We start from the raw sequence: 16468 nt of genomic DNA on the forward strand, positions 1-16468 counted from the left end.
TCGCAACGCTGGTTCAGGCCTTAGCCGCCGGTCCGAAAGCGGTCCGCTCTCACCGCTACTGCCCGCCCCCGTACATATCGAGCAGCATCAGCGTCACGCCGTTGGTCCAGCCAAAGCCGTCCTGCAACGGGTATTCGCCGCCCCCGCCGCCGCCTTCACCCGCGCCCTCTACGATATATTTCTCGACGAGCTTTTGCTGCGTGTTATAGACGTTCTCGACGTCGGCGAGAAAACGCGTGCCAACCGGCTGCGCGAGATCGCTGCGTCCGTATTGCTTGAGGCCCTGGATGGCGATCCAGTGCAGCGGCGCCCAGCCGTTCGGCGCATCCCATTGCTGGCCGGTGTTGTAGGTCGACGTGGCGAGGCCGCCTTGCTGGAGCAGTACGCTTTGCATCGTCTGCGCCGTCTTCTTCGCGCGCTCGGGCCACGCCACGCCCGCCATCAACGGATACATCATCGCGGGCGTCTGGTTGTCGCGCGACTTGCCGAGTTGCCAGTCGTAGTCGCCGTAGTAGCCCTTGTTGTTCCAGAGGTAATGGTTGATACCTTCGGCGCGGCGCGCGGCGTAGCCGGCGAACTGCCCCACGCAGCCGAAATCGCGTGCGACCGTGCAGGCGCGCACGATCGTCGTCTCCAAATGGAACAGCAGGCTGTTCAGATCGACCGGAATGATCGACGTGGTGCGCACGGTCCAGAGGTTCTGGTTGTCGCCGAACCAGCGCGAGCTGAAGTCCCAGCCGCTTTCGGCGGTGGCGCGCAGGTCGCGGTAGACCTCGTTGGCGGGGCGGCCCGTCGCCTGCTGCGCGGTCTGGACGTCTTCGATATACGACTCGTCGCGCGGCGTGTCGAGTTCGTCCCAGTACCGGTTGAGCACGGTGCCGTCGCGCAGCACGACCACGTTGCGCGTGGCCTGCCCGCGCGGCGTGCTGCTCGCGCCCTGCATCCAGTACGCGTACTCCTTGCGCAGCGCGGGCAGGTACTTCTGATACACGCTGTTGCCTTCCTTCTGCGCCGCGAGCTCCACCATGTACGAATAGAACGGCGGTTGCGAGCGGCTCAGATAATAGGTCCGATTGCCGTTCGGAATATGGCCGAAGGTGTTGATCATGTAGGCGAAGTTGTCGAGCATGTCGTCGACGAGATCTTCATGGCCCGACTCCTGGAGCCCGAGCATCGTGAAGTACGTGTCCCAGTAATAGCCCTCTCTGAAGCGGCCGCCCGGCACGACATAGGGCTTCGGCAGCGGCACGAGCGAGCTGTTGTCGGGCGCCGACGTGGTCGTGCGCGTGAGCCCGGTCCAGAGCCAGTCGATATGCTGGCGCAGGGTCTGCCCCGCCGGCGGCGTGATGCTCTGGTCCGGCGGCGGCGTGAAGTACTGGTTTACGAAATTCGGCAATGAGAAGCCGGGTTGGTTCTTCTGCGCTTCGTAGAGCTGAACGATGGTTGCGGGGTCCGTGTTCGGCGTCGAATCGACGAAGGTCTTCTGGTCGGGGAAGATCTGCGCGGTCTGCACCGCCACGAAAAGATCGCCGTACAGAATATCGGGCGCGGGCGGCAGCGGCGCGCCCACCTGGGTGTCGGCGAAACAGCTTGCACAGGCGAGCAAAAGCGTGGCGACACTGGCCGCACTGATAGCGGTGCGCGAACGCTGCGGTGACTTTCGGGGCGGGAGTGACTGTAAGCTTGTTTGAATGCGATGCGCATCGTTTGGCGATGCGGCGTGGATGCGAGATTGCAGCTGCGTGCTCATGTTGCCTCCGTGGTGTTGGGGCACTTCGCTGGTCTCCTCGCACCGGCCCGTTCACGCCGTTTGTTTGCGGCGTGCGGGTCCGGCTGGATGCGCAATGGCATCGCCGGATCCCGGGCAACGAGAGCATCGCATGACTTCGCACACCGAAGCAACTGCGGCGTGACAATGAATGACTGTGCGGAAATTTATGCCGCCGGCCTGGCGGGAAAGACACGGCGCATCGGTAACAGTGGCCGTGCTGGGGCAGCACATGCGGCAGAAATGCGGGCGCCAGTCACAACAGCCCTGTCGTCGGCGCCCACTCGTTTAAACATCGCCCAGATCGTCGATACGATCCGGACGCACGTCGCCGTCGGGCTCCAGCGATTCGTCGCCGTCTGCCGCGGCGCGTTCACCCGTGCCTGCGCTATCGGTGTCGCTCTGCGTTTCGTCCTCGCCCGCTTCGAGCGCGTGATTGTCGAGTTCGGTGTCGCGGTCGAATTCGTGGCGCTTCGCGCCCTGGGTGTCGCTGCCGGAATCGGATGAATCGCCCGGGCCCAGCGAGCCGGTGTCGTGCCCCGGCGGCAAGGATTCGGGAAGGTCGTTGTCGGGGTCCAGCGTGCTGTTCATGGCAGGCTCCTTGTATTGTCGATGCGTTCACGAAGCGCGCAGAACGCGTGCCCCGCAAACCGCGCCCTTCGACGAGCGCCGCGTCGCTGAATCGTTCCATGGCGAACGACTCGGGTCTGTCCACCACGTTCGTTCAATCGACGGTTCACACAGGAATTCATGCGCACCATACGTGCCGAACGCAAGCGGCGGTAAGCGGCGAGCGTGCACAAAAGGGGAAGCGATCACGGGCGTGACCGCGCCTGCCTGCGCAGACGTGCAAACGCCATCGCCACGCCAAGGACGCCAATCGCCACGCCGCCCATCAACGCATGCACATGGCGCTCGGTGAAGAGCGGCGCGCCGCCATTGTGCGCTTCACGGTCGAAGCGGCCATGTGCGCCGATCTCGCCCGGCACGGGCGCATGCAGGTTCTCGGGCGCGTCGGGCGCGCGCGGGTGGCCTGTCAATTGCCCGCGATACCCGGCTCGCGCGAGATAGCGGTCGAGCAGCCCCGGCGCGATCAGATCGGCGATGATGGCGCGCACCGTGGACCAGCCGAGCCAAAGCGTGCGCCGCCGATGTTGCGCGGCAAACAGAATGGCGCGCGCGGCGACTTCGGGTTCATAGACAGGCGCAACGGGCCGCGCGTCCTGCCCGGTACGGTTGGCGGCCCAGTCGAACTGCGGCGTGTTGATGGCGGGGAGATCGACCAGCGAGATGTGCACGTCGAGGCCATCGTGAATCAGCTCCGATCGCACGGCGTCGGTAAAGCCGCGCACCGCGAACTTCGCGCCGCAATATGCGGATTGCAGCGGGATCGCGCGCGAGGCAAGCGCCGATCCCACATTGACGATCGCGCCGCGATTGCGCTTGCGCATGCGCGCGAGCGCCGCCATCGTGCCGTGCACCTGGCCGAGGTACGTGACCTGGGTCGCACGCTCGAAGTCGCGCGGCGAGATCGACGAGAGCGGCGCGAAGATCGTCGCCATGGCCACGTTCACCCACACGTCGATGTCGCCCAGTTCGCGCTCGACGCGCGCTGCCGCCGCTTCGACGGCCTGGGCGTCGGCCACGTCGGTGGGCACCGCGAGCGCGCGCACGCCACGGTAAGCGGCCTGTAATTGCGCGGCGGCGCGCACGAGCCGTTCGGGTTCGCGCGAAAGCAGCGCGACGTCGTAGCCCGCGCGCGCGAAGGCTTCGGCAACGGCGCGGCCCACGCCGGCGCCCGCGCCGGTCACGACAACGATTTTGTGGTGCGATTTTCGATGCATCGGCTCGGTATCCGAAAAGGACAGACGTGATAGTGTCGAACCGCAATGGCTATGCCTGTCTGGCATCGAAATGCGGTGCCCAGGCCGGCACCGCATTTGCGCATCGACCTGTTTGCGAACTGCCGCCCGCTTGCAGCGCGCCCCTGCCGAGGAGTCCCCTCATGCCATCGAATGCCACGCCGAACGCCAAGCCCACCCGGGCCGACCCGTCCGATCTCGACCGTCTCGCCATCGACACGATCCGCACCTTGTCGATGGACGCCGTGCAAAAGGCCAATTCCGGCCACCCCGGCACGCCCATGGCGCTCGCGCCGCTTGCGTACCAGATCTGGCAGCATCATCTGCATTACGACCCTGCCGCGCCGCTATGGCCCAATCGCGACCGCTTCGTGCTCTCGAACGGCCACGCTTCCATGCTGCTCTATTCGTTGCTGCACCTCACGGGCGTGCAAGCCATCGACGAGAAAGGCAAGCTCACGGGCAAGCCCGCGGTCTCGCTCGACGATATCAAACACTTTCGCCAGATCGACAGCGTGACGCCGGGGCACCCGGAATTCCGCATGACGACGGGCGTCGAGACGACCACGGGGCCGCTCGGCCAAGGGCTCGGCAACAGCGTGGGCATGGCCATGGCCGGGCGCTGGTTGGAGCAGCACTTCAATCGCGCCGATGCCGGAATCTTCGACTACCGCGTCTATGCGGTGTGCGGCGACGGCGACATGATGGAAGGCGTCTCGCACGAAGCGGCGTCGCTCGCGGGCCATCTGGGCCTGTCGAATCTGATCTGGTTCTATGACAGCAACCGCATCACGATCGAGGGCCATACCGACCTCGCTTATAGCGACGATGTCGAAGCGCGCTTTCGCGGCTACCACTGGAACACGCTGCACGTGGACGACGCCAACGACACCAAAGCCATCGAGGCCGCCATCGAAAAAGCGCAGGCCGTGACCGACAAGCCGACGCTCATCGTGGTGAAGAGCATCATCGGCTGGGGCGCGCCGAACCGGCAGGACACGGCGGCGGCGCACGGCGAGGCGCTGGGCGAGGACGAGGTGCGCCTTGCCAAGCGCGCGTACGGCTGGCCGGAGGACGCGCATTTCCTCGTACCCGATGGCGTGTACGAACGTTTCGCGCAAGGCATGGGCGCACGCGGCAAGGCGGCGCACGAGGCATGGAAGCAACGCTACGACGACTACGCGAAGCGCTATCCCGAGCTAGCGAAGGAACTGGGCCTGATGCTCGACGGCAAGCTGCCCGAGGGCTGGGACACCGATATTCCCACCTTTGAGGCCGACGACAAGGGCATGGCCACGCGCGAGTCGTCGGGCAAGGTGCTCAACGCCATTGCGCAACGCGTGCCGTGGATGATCGGCGGCGCGGCCGATCTCTCCCCCTCCACCAAAACCAATCTCAAGTTCGAGGGCGCGGGAAGTTTCGAGCGCGACCACTACGACGGCCGCAACCTGCACTTCGGCATTCGCGAGCACGGCATGGGCGCGGTCTCCAACGGCCTCGCGCTTTCGGGCCTGCGGCCGTTCGCATCGACGTTCCTGATTTTCAGCGACTACATGAAGCCGCCCATCCGGCTCGCCGCAATCATGGAGTTGCCCGTAGTTTTCGTGTTCACGCACGATTCGATTGGCCTCGGCGAAGACGGGCCCACGCACCAGCCGATCGAACAGCTCGCCTCGCTTCGCGCTGTGCCGGGCCTGCTCACGCTGCGCCCCGCCGACGCCAACGAAGTCGCCGAGTCCTGGCGCGTTGCGCTCGCACGTTCGCGCGAACCGGCCTGCCTGGTGTTGTCGCGCCAGCCGCTGCCCACCGTCGACCGCAAAAAATACGCGAGCGCAGAAGGCGTGCGGCGCGGCGCATACGTACTCGCCGACGCGCCCGACGGCAAAGAGCCCGAAGTCCTGCTGCTCGCCACGGGCAGCGAAGTTTCGCTATGCATTACCGCCTATGAGACGCTGAAACAGGAGGGCATCGCGGCACGCGTCGTCTCGATGCCGTCGTGGGACGTGTTCGAACTGGAGGACGAGGCGTACCGCGAGTCGGTGCTGCCGCCGCACATCCATGCGCGCGTGGCCGTGGAGCAGGCGGCGACGCTCGGCTGGGACCGCTACGTCGGCCGCTTCGGCTCACAGATCGTGATGCACACGTTCGGCGCCTCCGCGCCGCTCAAGGCGCTGAAGACCAAATTCGGCTTCACGCCGGAACGCGTGGTCGAAGAGGCGAAGCAGCAGATTGCGCGCTGCAAGGCAGGCGCGGGTGAGTAGTCAGTGTCTGCCGGCGCCGTACATGCGCAAATAGCCGCTATGCAGCATCACGGGCTTGCCGTCCGTCTCTTCGATGAGGCGGGCGGCTGCCGCTTCGATCGCGTCGCGGTTGCGGTGGAACGCCTGGCGCAGGTCGGGTTCGCGCAGCGATCGCGCGCCGAAGCGGTCTTCCAGCGCTTCAGCCGTAATGGCACAGTCCACCGGCACGGAATCCGCCACCGCAACAAACGTTAGCGCGAGTTCCTCCGTGTCGTACTCGACCGGGCCTTCGGGAAAGGTGATTTTCATGACCGATGGACTCCTGAAATACTTGCCGACCAACCTGCCCCTCGCGTCTCACCCGCTCGCGCCGGAAGTACGCGCCACCGCGCGTAGCGCTTCGAGCATGATGGCTTCGAGTTCCTGGGCCCTCGCCACGCGCGCGCTTTCGATCACGAGGCTGTCGCCGTCGCCGGAACGCTGAGCCCAGTCTTTGCGCTCGCGGGCGTACACCAGGTGCTCCCTGACGGACCGCGCCGCGGTCCACAGTGCGCGTTCCACCTGACTCACGATGCCCTCCTCGAGCGACATCGCCGAAAACGCGTGACCCGTGTGGCAACGGTAACGGTGCGGACGCGCGTCCTTGATCTGCCAGAGCGTACCGCCGCACTCGGGGCACGTGAGGGCCGTGCGTTCGCCGACGGTGTCGAGCTCTTCGGGCGAAACGAACCCGCGCGCGGCCACACGCGCCTCTTCTTCAGTTTGCGAGCCCGCTTTCATGGCACGCTCCTTAGCCAGGGTAGCCAATGGCGCCGCACGCAAGGCGTCGCCGATCGCGGCAGCCATGTCCTGAATGCCGGCCACCGTCGCCGCGCCGTCTACCGCGCGCAGGGCCGCGGCAGGCATGGACGACGCTTCGCATTCCTGCGGATCCTGCACGAGACACGCACCACCGCACGCACGGATCGCTGCGAGGCCCGCCGCGCCATCGTCGAGATCGCCGCTAAGCACGACGCCGACCACCTCGCTGCCATACGCCATGGCGGCGCTGCGAAACAAGGGATCGGCGGCGGGCCGCGAGAAGTTCTCCGGTGCGCCATCGGAGAGCCGAAGGCGCCCTTTCTCGACGATCAGATGCCGGTCGGGGGGCGCCACGTAAATCCGGCCCGCCTGCAGCACTTCGCCGTCGGCGGCGTGGGCGGCGGGCAGCGGGCCGCTGCGCGACATCAGTTCGGGCAGCGTGCTTTTGTGGCGGCCAATATGCAAAACCACGCACACGGCAGCCGGCAAATCGCCCGGGAACCCGGCCGCGAGTGTGCGCAGCGCGGAAAAACCGTCGCGCGAAGCGGCGATGACCACAATTTTCAACGGTTCCATGCCGCTCTCTCCCCGGCGCGTGCATCGTACATGCCCAGGCGAAGTGGCGCCTTGACCGACGCCGGGGACGGATTACCGCCTCGTGATGCCAAACAGCAGGCTCGCCAGAAAGAGAATCACGAAGATGACGAACAGAATCTTGGCGATGCTCGCGGCGCCCGCCGCAATCCCACCAAACCCGAAGACAGCCGCGATGATGGCTATCACGAAGAAAACGATCGCGTAGTAAAGCATTGCCGGCTCCTTTGAAAAGGTCTCACGGCGTATGCGCACCGGCTGTGCCCGAGCCGGTTTTAGCGAGGGCGACGCGGGTCCCGGGCAGCACCGGGTGCCAGGAAGCATGGAGTCCCGCGGCACGCCTGTTGCGGGAGAAGCAGGCTGTGGCTCCCAAAGCGAAGGAGGCAGTCATGTACCCGTTGCAATGCGCCTTGCGCGCGGGCCTCGCCGGCCTCTGTGTCGTGCTCGGCGCGCAGGTAGCGCTTTCCCAGAGTGGCCCGCGGGCCGCCAGCGCCGAATCACCTCCCATTGCGCGGCCCAACCAGTTGCCGCCGCACAATCTCGCGGCAGGCAATCCGGGTTACGGCGGCGAGGCGAGCGACACGTTCATCACCGCCCACGCGAAGGCCGCGCTGATGGCCACAGACGGCGTGAACTCCAGCGACGTGCACGTCACCACCCAGCGCGGCGCCGTCACGCTCACGGGCACGGTGCCCGACGAGGCGCAGCGCGACAAGGCCGAAAGCGTGGTCCACGACCTCGACGGCGTGGTCTACGTGACGAACGACCTGAAAGTGTCCAAACCGCAGTAACGCCGCAAAGTCTCACCGCTAACCGCCATGACCTCTCCACAGGAGTTCTTCATGCCGATGCTGTACGCCTTCACGACGTCGTTTCATTTGCCGCCGCCCGATCCACTGGACGACCCGCAACGCCCGCCGCTGCCGCCGCAACCGGACGACCGCCCGCCGCCCCCGCTGCCCGAAGGCGATCCCCCGCCGCACGTGCCGCCGGTGCGCGTTTTGCACGCGGCACGCTTTGCATGAGAAAAGACACGACAACCACGAAAGGAGAAGACAATGACCCAGGTTCGCGAAGTGATGTCACGCGAGGTCGTGCATATCGCGCCCGATACGACGATCCGGCACGCCGCCGAACTCATGCGCGACCACGACATCGGCGCGCTGCCCGTGTGCGACGGCGAGCAGATCGTCGGCATGGTGACCGACCGCGACCTCGCCATGCGCGGGCTCGCCCAGGGTTGCACGGGCGAGGAAACGGTCTCGCATGTGGCGACCTCGGGCGTGCAGTGGTGCTATGAGGACGAAGACGTGAACGTCGTCCAGCGCCGCATGGCGGAGGCGCAGGTGCGCAGGCTGCCGGTGGTGAACCACGAACGCGAGCTGGTGGGCACGCTCTCGCTCGGCGACATCGCCACGCGCTGCGACGGCGCGCAGCGCGAGCGCATCGCCAATACGCTCGAAGACATTTCGCAGCGGCGCGTGCCGTGACGATCGGCGTGGATGCGGCTCGGGTCCGCATCGATGCCTCCCGCTCCACCCGCCGGCTAGTCGAATGCTTGCCTCGCGCGCACGCGGCGCTCCGCTGCCGCGTGCGCTTCCTGGCGCCGGTAATAGCGTTCGAGCACGTAGCCCGCCGTCGCGCCGTGCAGCACGACGGACAGCACGATCGCGTCGAGTGCCGCGGGCAGCACGGGCCGCAGCACATCGCCGGCCTCGTCGATACCCCACACCGCGTAATAAAACGCGCCCACGCCGCGGATGCCCATCCACGCCATCAGCACGCGCTGCGGCGCGTCCGCGTGCGAACCCGTCATTGCCGCGAACACGGCCAGGGGACGCGCAACGAGCACCAGCACGAGTGCGCTCAGCACGGGGCGCAGATCGAGCATCTCGCGCCAATGCGCGGAAATCACACAGCCGATGATCAGCAGTACCGAGAACTCGGCCAGCCGCTCGATTTCCAGCGTGAAACCCGTCATGCCTTCGGCAAGCCAGGCGTGGGCGCGCTGCGGGTCTTTCGCGACTTCGGTGCGCTCGCCGAGCTGCACGCTTTCAAGCGCCTCGGCCGGGCGGCGCTCGCCCGTCGCGCGCAGTTCCTCGTGGCGCAGCGCCACGCCCGCGGCGAATACGGCAACGAACGCGTACGCGTGCAGCAGCAGCGCCACGCCGTAGGTCACGGACATCAGGCCGATCGCGATGAAGCCGTCGAGACCCACCGCTTCGCCATAGCGCGTACGCAGATGGAACACGATCCGCACGCACAGCGTGGCGAGCACGGCGCCCACGAGGAGCGCGCCGACGATGCCCCAGGCCACCCACGCGGCGAATGCCGCCGCGTTCTGCGTGCCGGCGCCGGGCACGCCGCACAGCGCGAGACCGAGCAGCGCGAACGGCATCGCCGCGCCGTCGTTGAGGCCGCCCTCGCCCGAGAGCGCGAATCGCACGGGCTCGGCGTCGCCGGCTTCATGAACGCGCAACTCGTTGGCGAGCACCGGGTCGGTCGGCGCGAGCGCCGCGGCAAGAAACAAGGCAACGCCGCTGGCCACGCCCAGCGCCAACCCGAACGCGTACATCAGCGCGACGCTGAGCGCCATGGCCAGCACCCCCAGGCGCAGCGGCAAGCGCCAGAGCCGGTCGCGCAGCCGCACGCGCAGGTGCATGCCCACGGAAAACAACGAAATCACGAGCCCGGCCTCCGCCACCACAGTGAGCGTACGCACGTTCTGCGCAAGGTCGGCGTGCACGAGACCGAGCACACCCGGCCCGACGATCACGCCCACGGCCAGATAAATCATCGCGCCCGTCAACGGCAGACGCGCGATCGGGCCCCGCGCGAGCGCCACGAACATCAGCAGCACGCCGATCAGCAAAAACCACAGTGCTTCCTCCGGCATCGGAAGACTTCCCTTCTCGTCGATGGTTGCGGCGTCGCGCGGGCCGCTGCCCGCGCACCAACCCCGCATTCAAGCAACCTCTGTGCCTCCCCTCGGGCGGCGCGGCAGCATCATTCGTCCGCGAGGAGCGGCAGCGCCTTCGCGAAGCACCGCACGTCGCTCAAACCGGCACAGTCCGCGAACGGCTTCGCCCGCTCGTAACCGTGCCGTTGATAGAACGCGATCGCGCGCCGGTTGGTGTCGCGCGCCTGAAGAATGACGCGCCGATAGCCCGCCCCGGCCGCGACCGTCTCGAGAAAACGAAGAATCGCCGTGCCGGTTCCCGGCCATTCGGGCCGCCGGTAGAGGCACTGGAATTCGGCCACCTCGAACGAGAAGCGGCACAGCGCGCCGCAGCCGATCGCGAGACCATCCATGGTGCGCGCCATCACAAAGGCGCTGCGCGCCGAACCCAGGTCGCCCAGGTAGAACTGCGACTGCATGCTGTCCCCACGGTAGAGCGCCAGCATGGCGCTCATCTCGTCGAGCAGAATGCGCGCATCGAGCGTGCACGCGTTCTCTCTTCGCACCACTGCGAGTGTCGATAAGTCTTTCATTGCTCATGCCCTCCCCATCTCGTCGCATCCTGGATGCGCAAGGAGGGTGCCAGGGCGCGGTGACCTTCCACGGCCGACATGGGCGCGTGCCGGCTCCCTCAGCCGCCTGTGCGCGCAGTCTTGTCGATATCCACCACGCGAACCGGTATCGATTTCGCCCCCGGGACCATGCTTTCCTTCGCATAGTGCCAGAGCGGCAGCAGCGGATTGCACTCCGGGTAGTAGCCCGCGAGACAGCCGCGCGGCACGTCGTAGGGTTTCGCGGCGAGGCCGGACACTTCGCGCACCACCCCGTCGTTCGCGAGCGTGCGCAAGGTCACGCGGTCGCCTTCGTCGATGCCGCGCGCCACCATGTCGTCGCCGTTCATCAGCAGCACCATGCGCGAGCCGCGCACGCCACGGAAGCGGTCGTCGTGGTTGTAGAGCGTCGTATTGAACTGGCCGTCCGCGCGCAGCGTCATGAGACGCAGCGCGTCGGGTTCGCTCTCGGGCATATCGGGGTCTTCGCACAGGCCCTCGGGCAGGTAGAACTCGGCCTTGCCGCTCTTCGTTTTCCATTCGCGCGAACGCGCGGGCAGCGGCCGCACGAAGCCGCCCGGCGTCCACATGCGCGTTTCGATGTCATGGAACATCTCCGGCCACGTCTTCGCCATTTCCGCACGCACGCGCGCATAGTCCTCGCTCCAGGCGCGCCAGTCCACGGTGGAGCGCGCGCCTAGCGTGGCGTGCGCGAGGCCCGCGAGAATCGCAGGCTCCGAGCGGATATCGGGCGAAGCCGGCTCTGCCACGCCACGCGAGCCGTGAAAGCGCGCCGTGCTGTCTTCCATCGAAACGACCTGTTCACGGCCGCCCGTCCGGTCGATCTCGATGCGGCTCAGGCACGGCAACACGTAGGCGTTCGCGCCGTGCACGAGGTGGCTGCGGTTGAGCTTCGTCGCAATGTTGACGGTGAGGGGCAGGCTGCGCCAGGCAGGCTCGGTGCGCAGGCGGTCGGGCACCGAGCGCACGAGGTTGCCGCCCAGGTTGACGACCGCGTTCACCTTGCCCTCGAGCATTGCCTCGAACGCTTCGACGATATTGAAACCCTTCCCGCGCGGCGGCTCGAAGGCGAACTGGCGCGCGAGTCGATCGAGCGGCGCAAGCTCCGGTTTTTCGGTAATGCCTACCGTGCGTTGACCCTGCACGTTCGAATGCCCGCGGATAGGCGAAGGCCCCGCGCCCGGCTTGCCGACATTGCCACGCAGGAACAGCAGGTTGCAGATCATGCGGACGTTCTGCACACCCAGGCGATGTTGCGTGAGACCCATGCCGTAGTGCGCGATCACGGCGTTGGCCTGCATGTACTCGCGCGCGGCCGCTTCGATCGCTGCGCGCTGCAGGCCGCTCTCGCGCTCGATTTCTTCCCATTGAACCGCTCGCACATAGGCGGCGAAGTCCTCGAATCCCACCGTATGCTCGCGAATGAAATCCAGGTCGAGCATCGGCGGCGCACCGTGCGTCCTGGCTTCGTCGTCCGCCGCGATCACGGCCTTGCACATGCCCGCGAGCGCGGCGCTGTCGCCGCCCGGCCGCAGCTGGTGGTATTGCGAGCTGATCTTCGTGTCGCCCGGCAGCAGCATGTCGCGCGGCGACTGCGGATTCGCGAACGAGACGAGACCCGGTTCGCGCAGCGGATTGAACGTGATGATGGGCACGCCGCGCCTGCGCGCATCCTGCAGCTGGTGAAGCATGCGCGGACTGTTGGTGCCGACATTCTGGCCGAAGAAGAACATGAGGTCGGCCTGTTCGAAGTCGTCGAGGCCGATCGTGCCCACGCCCACGCCGATAGCCTGCTTCAAGCCTACGCTCGTGCTCTCGTGGCACATGTTCGAGCTATCGGGCATATTGTTGGTGCCGTACATGCGCGCGAACAGCTGCAACATGTACGACGTTTCCAGCGACGCCCGCCCCGAGGTGTAGAACACGACGCTGGCTGGATCGAAGCCGCGCAGCTGCGCGCCGATCGCCGCGAACGCCTCCTCCCAGGCAACGGGCACGTAGCGGTCGCTCTGCGCGTCGTAGCGCATCGGCTCGGTCAAACGGCCCGCGTCTTCGAGATCGTGATCGTGCCATTCGAGCAGTTCGCTCACGGTGTGCCGCTCGAAGAACGCTCGGTCGGCGCGTTTGGGCGTGGTGTCCCACGCAGTCGCTTTCGCACCGCTTTCGCAGAACTCGAAGGGATGCGGATGCGCAGGCTTCGCCCACGAACAGCTCACGCACATGAAACCATCGGGCTTGTTTTGATGCGGCAGGATCGTCGCGTCGCGCATGACGGTCTTTTCCTGAACGAGAATGCGCGTGACCGCCTTCAGCGATCCCCAGCCGCCCGAGGCATAAGGGTAGGCTTGCCCCTTGGGTCCGCCTTGCGGGTTCTCGCTGCGGGGGGGATTCTGGGTACGTCGGGCCTTGTCCATGTCGTGCCTCGGCTAGAAGTCCTTCGGGTCGCCGCAAGCTTTCGCGTGCGTACTGGGAATGCCCCAGTGCGCGCACTTCGCATGCCCATGCGGCGCATTCGAGGCCCCTCACGCCGCTTTCGTCTACCATCGCGAGTGCTTCGTCATCCGATCAGGAGACCGTATTGGACGCACAGCAACTGAGCACCCTTTACCGGCGCTACGTCGACTGCCTGAACCGGCGCGATTGGGCCTCCCTCGGGGATTTCGTCGCTCAGGACGCGATCCACAACGGCCGTCCGCTTGGCCTCGCGGGATATCGCGCCATGCTGGAACAGGACGTTCGCGACATACCCGACTTGCGCTTCGACATCGAACTGCTGGCCGCCGAGCCGCCGCTCGTGGCCAGCCGCTTACGTTTTGATTGCACGCCCCGACACGTCTTTCTCGGCTTGCCTGTCGACGGGCGGCGCATCGCGTTTGCGGAAAATGTCTTCTACGCCTGGCGAGACGGGAAGATCGCGCAGGTCTGGTCGGTCATCGACAAGGCGGCGATCGAGGCGCAACTGTCATGAAAAGCCGGTTTGCAGCGGCGATTGCTGCGGTTTTCGGCTGCGTGACCAGTTGCTCGATCGCACACGCAGCAGGAAGCCAGGATGTGTCACCTTGCAGTGCGGAAAGTGCCGCGCATTCGGGCTCTTCGTATCCGCAGTTCTTTCTTCCCGACCAGAACGGCAAGCCGCCGAAGCCCAGTTCGTCGGTCCATACAGCGCCATGACAACAACCCGCAAAACACTTGCGCATGCCGCAGCTTCGATATTGACCGTACTCTTGTGCCTGTTCACCGCGGTCGCACACGCGGCGGGCTTCAAGCGCCTCGACATTCCCCCCGACGCCAACGGCCCGGCCTTGAACGCCATGGTGTGGACGCCATGCGCCGAGCCCGCCGAAGACGTGCCGTTCGGTCCATACATCCTGCACGGCCGGCGCGACTGTCCGACTGTTGGCGACAAACTTCCGCTCATCGTCATTTCGCACGGCCACACGGGCTCGTTTCTGGGCCACCATGACCTTGCCGAAGTGCTGGCCGATGCTGGCTTCGTTGTGGCCGCAATCAACCATCCCGGCGATTCGTTCGCCGACCCGGGCCGCTCGGGCGATCTCTCCGTGTTCGTCGAGCGGCCGACCGATATCAAACGCCTGATCGATTACATGCTGGGCGCCGCGCCTGACGCCGCGAAAATCGACCCGCAGCGCATCGGTTTCTTTGGTTTTTCGCGCGGCGGCTATACGGGTCTGGTTTTAGCGGGCGGTGTGCCGGACTTCAAGCACGCCGATGTGCCGTGCCCGGACCCGAGGCCGCCGGTCTGCGACGAGATCGCGCGTGGCGAGGTGCCTACGCCGCTGGCAGTCGACGCGCGCATCAAGGCGTTCGTGCTCGCCGATCCGCTCAACGTATTCCCCGCCACCGGCGACCTGAAGAACGTGACGGCGCCCATGCAGGTGTGGGCTTCGCAGTATGGCGGCGACGGCGTATTGCCCCACAACGCGCCCGCGCTCGCCAACACGCTGCCTCGCAAACCCGACTATCACTTCGTGCCCGATTCGGCGCATTTCGCCTTTCTTGCGCCCTGCCCCGCAGCGATGAAAAAGAGAGTGCCGGAGATCTGCGTGGATGAGCACGGCTTCGACCGGGTCGCCTTTCATAAGCAGTTCGATGCAAGCGTGCTCGCGTTTTTTCAGGCGAAACTGCGCTAGCTCTCACGCTGCCCCGTAGCAGTAGCCGAGCCACCAGCGGTTTGTCACCCTGGCCATCGCGGCGTCAGTTTCGCGCCAGCGTCGGCAGGTAAGATCGGTGCAAACGAAGCCATGGCGCAGGACGCAACAGGGGCGAGGGCAGAATGCATTCTTTTCCGCTATTCATTGTCGGTGCACCCCGCTCGGGAACGACGTTTCTCTGCTCGGTCCTCAATGCGCACCCGCACATCCAGCTGACCAACGAATGTCGCGTTTTCGCGCTGGTCAAGGACATGCTGGAGGTGGGCAGCCAGCGCCCCGATCTTCTTGGCGCGGCCTGCCGCGACCACTTCAACGCTTATAGCCGGCGCACGCTCGGCGCCTGGGTCGAGCGCTTCTATCGTGAAGAACTCGACATGTCGGCGCCGATCTGGGGCGACAAGCATCCCCCTTACGCCGATCCGACGATTCTTTCCGGCCGCATCGGCGCAATCGAGCGCTTGCCGCGCTCCGGGTCGTGCCTGAGGCTCATCCACGAGTTGCTGCCCAACGCGCGCTTCATCCATCTGCATCGCGATCCCGGCTGGGTCGCCAATTCGCTGGTGCGCAAGCACTGGATTGGGTCGGTCAACGACGGCGTGCGCGTATGGGGTCAGTATGTGACCGAGATCATCGACTTCTTCGCTGAAATCCCGAAGGAGCAGACGTTGACGATCGGCTATCGCAATCTCATCGAGGATGCGGACACGACGATAGCAAGCGTCAGCCGCTTTCTGGACCTCGCGGACCCTGCGCCGATGCGCGATTTTCTGCACGCCCAGCGCAGTGCGCCGACGCCGTTCAGCGATCCGGTGACCGATATCGCCGATCTCTACGTCGTGCCGCCTACGCCAACGACGGACAACGCGCTCCTCGCGCTCGCAGAAAGGGCGGCGACGCAACTCGGCTACTCGGCATCGGCAACTCTTTCGGGATCCAGATAACTTGCGCACGAGCGGCGCCTGGCATGTGCAGTTTCGCGTGGCATGCCCCTACTCGCCTTCGCCGCCCTCGATGTTCTTTTCATCGGCCACCTCGATGCCATAGCGCAGCAGAGCTTGAAGGATACGCAGTCGCCGCTGATGCAGAGCAGCGTGGCGTTGATCAGGAATCTGGGAGGCGGGTGGCAGTGGGATGCGAAAGCCGGGGCCGCTGTGGTGGGTGATAGCGGCGAGAAGGGGGTTCAGTGAGCTTCTGAGATCCAGCGACGTCGCCACAACAACCAGTTGCTCCAATACCCGCATGCCTGACAACGGACGACCGGCTCCATGGCTGTTTGCCAAAAAAGATGCAGACGCGCCCTATGAAGTCGCCATCCGGCCCACGATCGCGTTCGATCATCGTCTCGCTACGCTTAGCTGCGCACTCAATGACGGCAGAATGGCGCAGCTTTTTGATTTCACCGTTCAAGACGATCTGCGAAATGGGCGACTGGTTGCGTCGGGGTGGGGAGGACGCGCTCCGCATGCTCCATGCGAGCCACTCGGGCAGCTAACGTCGGCA

At 65.9% G+C, this 16468-nt stretch carries 17 protein-coding genes; 7 read left to right on the forward strand and 10 right to left on the reverse strand.

The window, feature by feature from the left end:
* Positions 1–55 precede the first annotated feature (55 nt).
* The 3 genes from treA to AB4Y42_RS32590 all read right to left on the reverse strand — a co-directional run bounded on the left by treA (position 56) and on the right by AB4Y42_RS32590 (position 3612).
* Entirely contained in the window at positions 56–1750 is a 1695-nt protein-coding gene (gene treA / locus AB4Y42_RS32580; RefSeq protein ID WP_368696465.1) for an alpha,alpha-trehalase TreA, read from the reverse strand.
* A 306-nt stretch (positions 1751–2056) separates the two neighbouring features.
* A complete protein-coding gene (locus AB4Y42_RS32585) occupies positions 2057–2359 on the reverse strand; it encodes a chemotaxis protein (protein ID WP_368696466.1) in 303 nt (100 codons plus the stop codon).
* A gap of 224 nt (positions 2360–2583) precedes the next feature.
* The gene (locus tag AB4Y42_RS32590; protein ID WP_368696467.1) at positions 2584–3612 is read right to left on the reverse strand and encodes an SDR family oxidoreductase; all 1029 of its coding nucleotides are present in this window, start codon (positions 3610–3612) and stop codon (positions 2584–2586) included.
* 161 nt (positions 3613–3773) lie between these two features.
* On the opposite strand from AB4Y42_RS32590, the gene tkt reads away from it, so the two are divergent.
* The gene (gene tkt / locus AB4Y42_RS32595) at positions 3774–5891 is read left to right on the forward strand and encodes a transketolase (RefSeq protein WP_368696468.1); all 2118 of its coding nucleotides are present in this window, start codon (positions 3774–3776) and stop codon (positions 5889–5891) included.
* Here tkt and AB4Y42_RS32600 read toward each other — a convergent pair whose 3' ends face one another.
* The 3 genes from AB4Y42_RS32600 to AB4Y42_RS32610 all read right to left on the reverse strand — a co-directional run bounded on the left by AB4Y42_RS32600 (position 5892) and on the right by AB4Y42_RS32610 (position 7481).
* Positions 5892–6179, reverse strand: coding sequence for a DUF1488 domain-containing protein (locus AB4Y42_RS32600; RefSeq protein WP_342923133.1), 288 nt, complete (start codon positions 6177–6179; stop codon positions 5892–5894).
* A 48-nt stretch (positions 6180–6227) separates the two neighbouring features.
* A complete protein-coding gene (locus AB4Y42_RS32605) occupies positions 6228–7247 on the reverse strand; it encodes a chemotaxis protein CheB (RefSeq protein ID WP_368696469.1) in 1020 nt (339 codons plus the stop codon).
* Positions 7248–7319: 72 nt separating this feature from the next.
* Entirely contained in the window at positions 7320–7481 is a 162-nt protein-coding gene (locus tag AB4Y42_RS32610) for a DUF1328 domain-containing protein (protein ID WP_042267338.1), read from the reverse strand.
* A 173-nt stretch (positions 7482–7654) separates the two neighbouring features.
* Here AB4Y42_RS32610 and AB4Y42_RS32615 point away from each other — a divergent pair, with 173 nt between their 5' ends.
* From AB4Y42_RS32615 to AB4Y42_RS32625, 3 genes are read left to right on the forward strand one after another with little or no spacing between them, the layout of a single operon-like run.
* Positions 7655–8056: a BON domain-containing protein gene (locus AB4Y42_RS32615; protein ID WP_368696470.1), complete on the forward strand. Its 402-nt coding sequence runs from the start codon at positions 7655–7657 to the stop codon at positions 8054–8056.
* A gap of 51 nt (positions 8057–8107) precedes the next feature.
* Positions 8108–8290, forward strand: a complete 183-nt coding sequence (locus AB4Y42_RS32620) for a hypothetical protein (protein WP_368696471.1) — start codon at positions 8108–8110, stop codon at positions 8288–8290.
* Positions 8291–8323: 33 nt separating this feature from the next.
* Positions 8324–8755 (forward strand): CBS domain-containing protein, encoded by a 432-nt coding sequence (locus AB4Y42_RS32625; protein ID WP_133183161.1) that lies wholly within the window; start codon positions 8324–8326, stop codon positions 8753–8755.
* Between the two features lie 56 nt (positions 8756–8811).
* On the opposite strand, the gene AB4Y42_RS32630 is transcribed toward AB4Y42_RS32625, so the two are convergent.
* The 3 genes from AB4Y42_RS32630 to AB4Y42_RS32640 all read right to left on the reverse strand — a co-directional run bounded on the left by AB4Y42_RS32630 (position 8812) and on the right by AB4Y42_RS32640 (position 13210).
* On the reverse strand, positions 8812–10161 hold the full coding sequence (locus AB4Y42_RS32630; protein ID WP_368696472.1) for a cation:proton antiporter: 1350 nt from the start codon (positions 10159–10161) through the stop codon (positions 8812–8814).
* A gap of 110 nt (positions 10162–10271) precedes the next feature.
* A complete protein-coding gene (locus tag AB4Y42_RS32635; protein WP_368696473.1) occupies positions 10272–10757 on the reverse strand; it encodes a GNAT family N-acetyltransferase in 486 nt (161 codons plus the stop codon).
* A gap of 98 nt (positions 10758–10855) precedes the next feature.
* Positions 10856–13210 (reverse strand): FdhF/YdeP family oxidoreductase, encoded by a 2355-nt coding sequence (locus AB4Y42_RS32640; protein WP_368696474.1) that lies wholly within the window; start codon positions 13208–13210, stop codon positions 10856–10858.
* A 164-nt stretch (positions 13211–13374) separates the two neighbouring features.
* On the opposite strand from AB4Y42_RS32640, the gene AB4Y42_RS32645 reads away from it, so the two are divergent.
* From AB4Y42_RS32645 to AB4Y42_RS32655, 3 genes are all read left to right on the forward strand, one after another.
* Complete coding sequence (locus AB4Y42_RS32645; protein WP_368696475.1) at positions 13375–13764, forward strand: ester cyclase; 390 nt, start codon at positions 13375–13377, stop codon at positions 13762–13764.
* Positions 13765–13963: 199 nt separating this feature from the next.
* Positions 13964–14947 carry an alpha/beta hydrolase family protein gene (locus AB4Y42_RS32650; protein WP_368696476.1) on the forward strand — a complete coding sequence of 328 codons (984 nt, stop codon included), beginning with the start codon at positions 13964–13966 and terminating at the stop codon, positions 14945–14947.
* 143 nt (positions 14948–15090) lie between these two features.
* On the forward strand, positions 15091–15909 hold the full coding sequence (locus tag AB4Y42_RS32655) for a sulfotransferase (protein ID WP_368696477.1): 819 nt from the start codon (positions 15091–15093) through the stop codon (positions 15907–15909).
* Between the two features lie 48 nt (positions 15910–15957).
* On the opposite strand, the gene AB4Y42_RS32660 is transcribed toward AB4Y42_RS32655, so the two are convergent.
* Positions 15958–16200, reverse strand: a complete 243-nt coding sequence (locus AB4Y42_RS32660) for a hypothetical protein (protein ID WP_368696478.1) — start codon at positions 16198–16200, stop codon at positions 15958–15960.
* Positions 16201–16468 lie beyond the last annotated feature (268 nt).

This window comes from Paraburkholderia sp. EG286B, assembly GCF_040965655.1.
Classification (GTDB): domain Bacteria; phylum Pseudomonadota; class Gammaproteobacteria; order Burkholderiales; family Burkholderiaceae; genus Paraburkholderia.

Bases quoted from the DNA above. Each gene is read 5' to 3' on its own strand.
- treA (WP_368696465.1), bottom strand. From the start codon at position 1,750: ATGAGCACGCAGCTGCAATCTCGCATCCACGCCGCATCGCCAAACGAT.
- AB4Y42_RS32620 (WP_368696471.1), top strand. From the start codon at position 8,108: ATGCCGATGCTGTACGCCTTCACGACGTCGTTTCATTTGCCGCCGCCC.
- AB4Y42_RS32590 (WP_368696467.1), bottom strand. From the start codon at position 3,612: ATGCATCGAAAATCGCACCACAAAATCGTTGTCGTGACCGGCGCGGGC.
- AB4Y42_RS32600 (WP_342923133.1), bottom strand. From the start codon at position 6,179: ATGAAAATCACCTTTCCCGAAGGCCCGGTCGAGTACGACACGGAGGAA.
- AB4Y42_RS32650 (WP_368696476.1), top strand. From the start codon at position 13,964: ATGACAACAACCCGCAAAACACTTGCGCATGCCGCAGCTTCGATATTG.
- AB4Y42_RS32635 (WP_368696473.1), bottom strand. From the start codon at position 10,757: ATGAAAGACTTATCGACACTCGCAGTGGTGCGAAGAGAGAACGCGTGC.
- AB4Y42_RS32640 (WP_368696474.1), bottom strand. From the start codon at position 13,210: ATGGACAAGGCCCGACGTACCCAGAATCCCCCCCGCAGCGAGAACCCG.
- AB4Y42_RS32625 (WP_133183161.1), top strand. From the start codon at position 8,324: ATGACCCAGGTTCGCGAAGTGATGTCACGCGAGGTCGTGCATATCGCG.
- tkt (WP_368696468.1), top strand. From the start codon at position 3,774: ATGCCATCGAATGCCACGCCGAACGCCAAGCCCACCCGGGCCGACCCG.
- AB4Y42_RS32655 (WP_368696477.1), top strand. From the start codon at position 15,091: ATGCATTCTTTTCCGCTATTCATTGTCGGTGCACCCCGCTCGGGAACG.
- AB4Y42_RS32615 (WP_368696470.1), top strand. From the start codon at position 7,655: ATGTACCCGTTGCAATGCGCCTTGCGCGCGGGCCTCGCCGGCCTCTGT.
- AB4Y42_RS32585 (WP_368696466.1), bottom strand. From the start codon at position 2,359: ATGAACAGCACGCTGGACCCCGACAACGACCTTCCCGAATCCTTGCCG.
- AB4Y42_RS32605 (WP_368696469.1), bottom strand. From the start codon at position 7,247: ATGGAACCGTTGAAAATTGTGGTCATCGCCGCTTCGCGCGACGGTTTT.
- AB4Y42_RS32630 (WP_368696472.1), bottom strand. From the start codon at position 10,161: ATGCCGGAGGAAGCACTGTGGTTTTTGCTGATCGGCGTGCTGCTGATG.
- AB4Y42_RS32610 (WP_042267338.1), bottom strand. From the start codon at position 7,481: ATGCTTTACTACGCGATCGTTTTCTTCGTGATAGCCATCATCGCGGCT.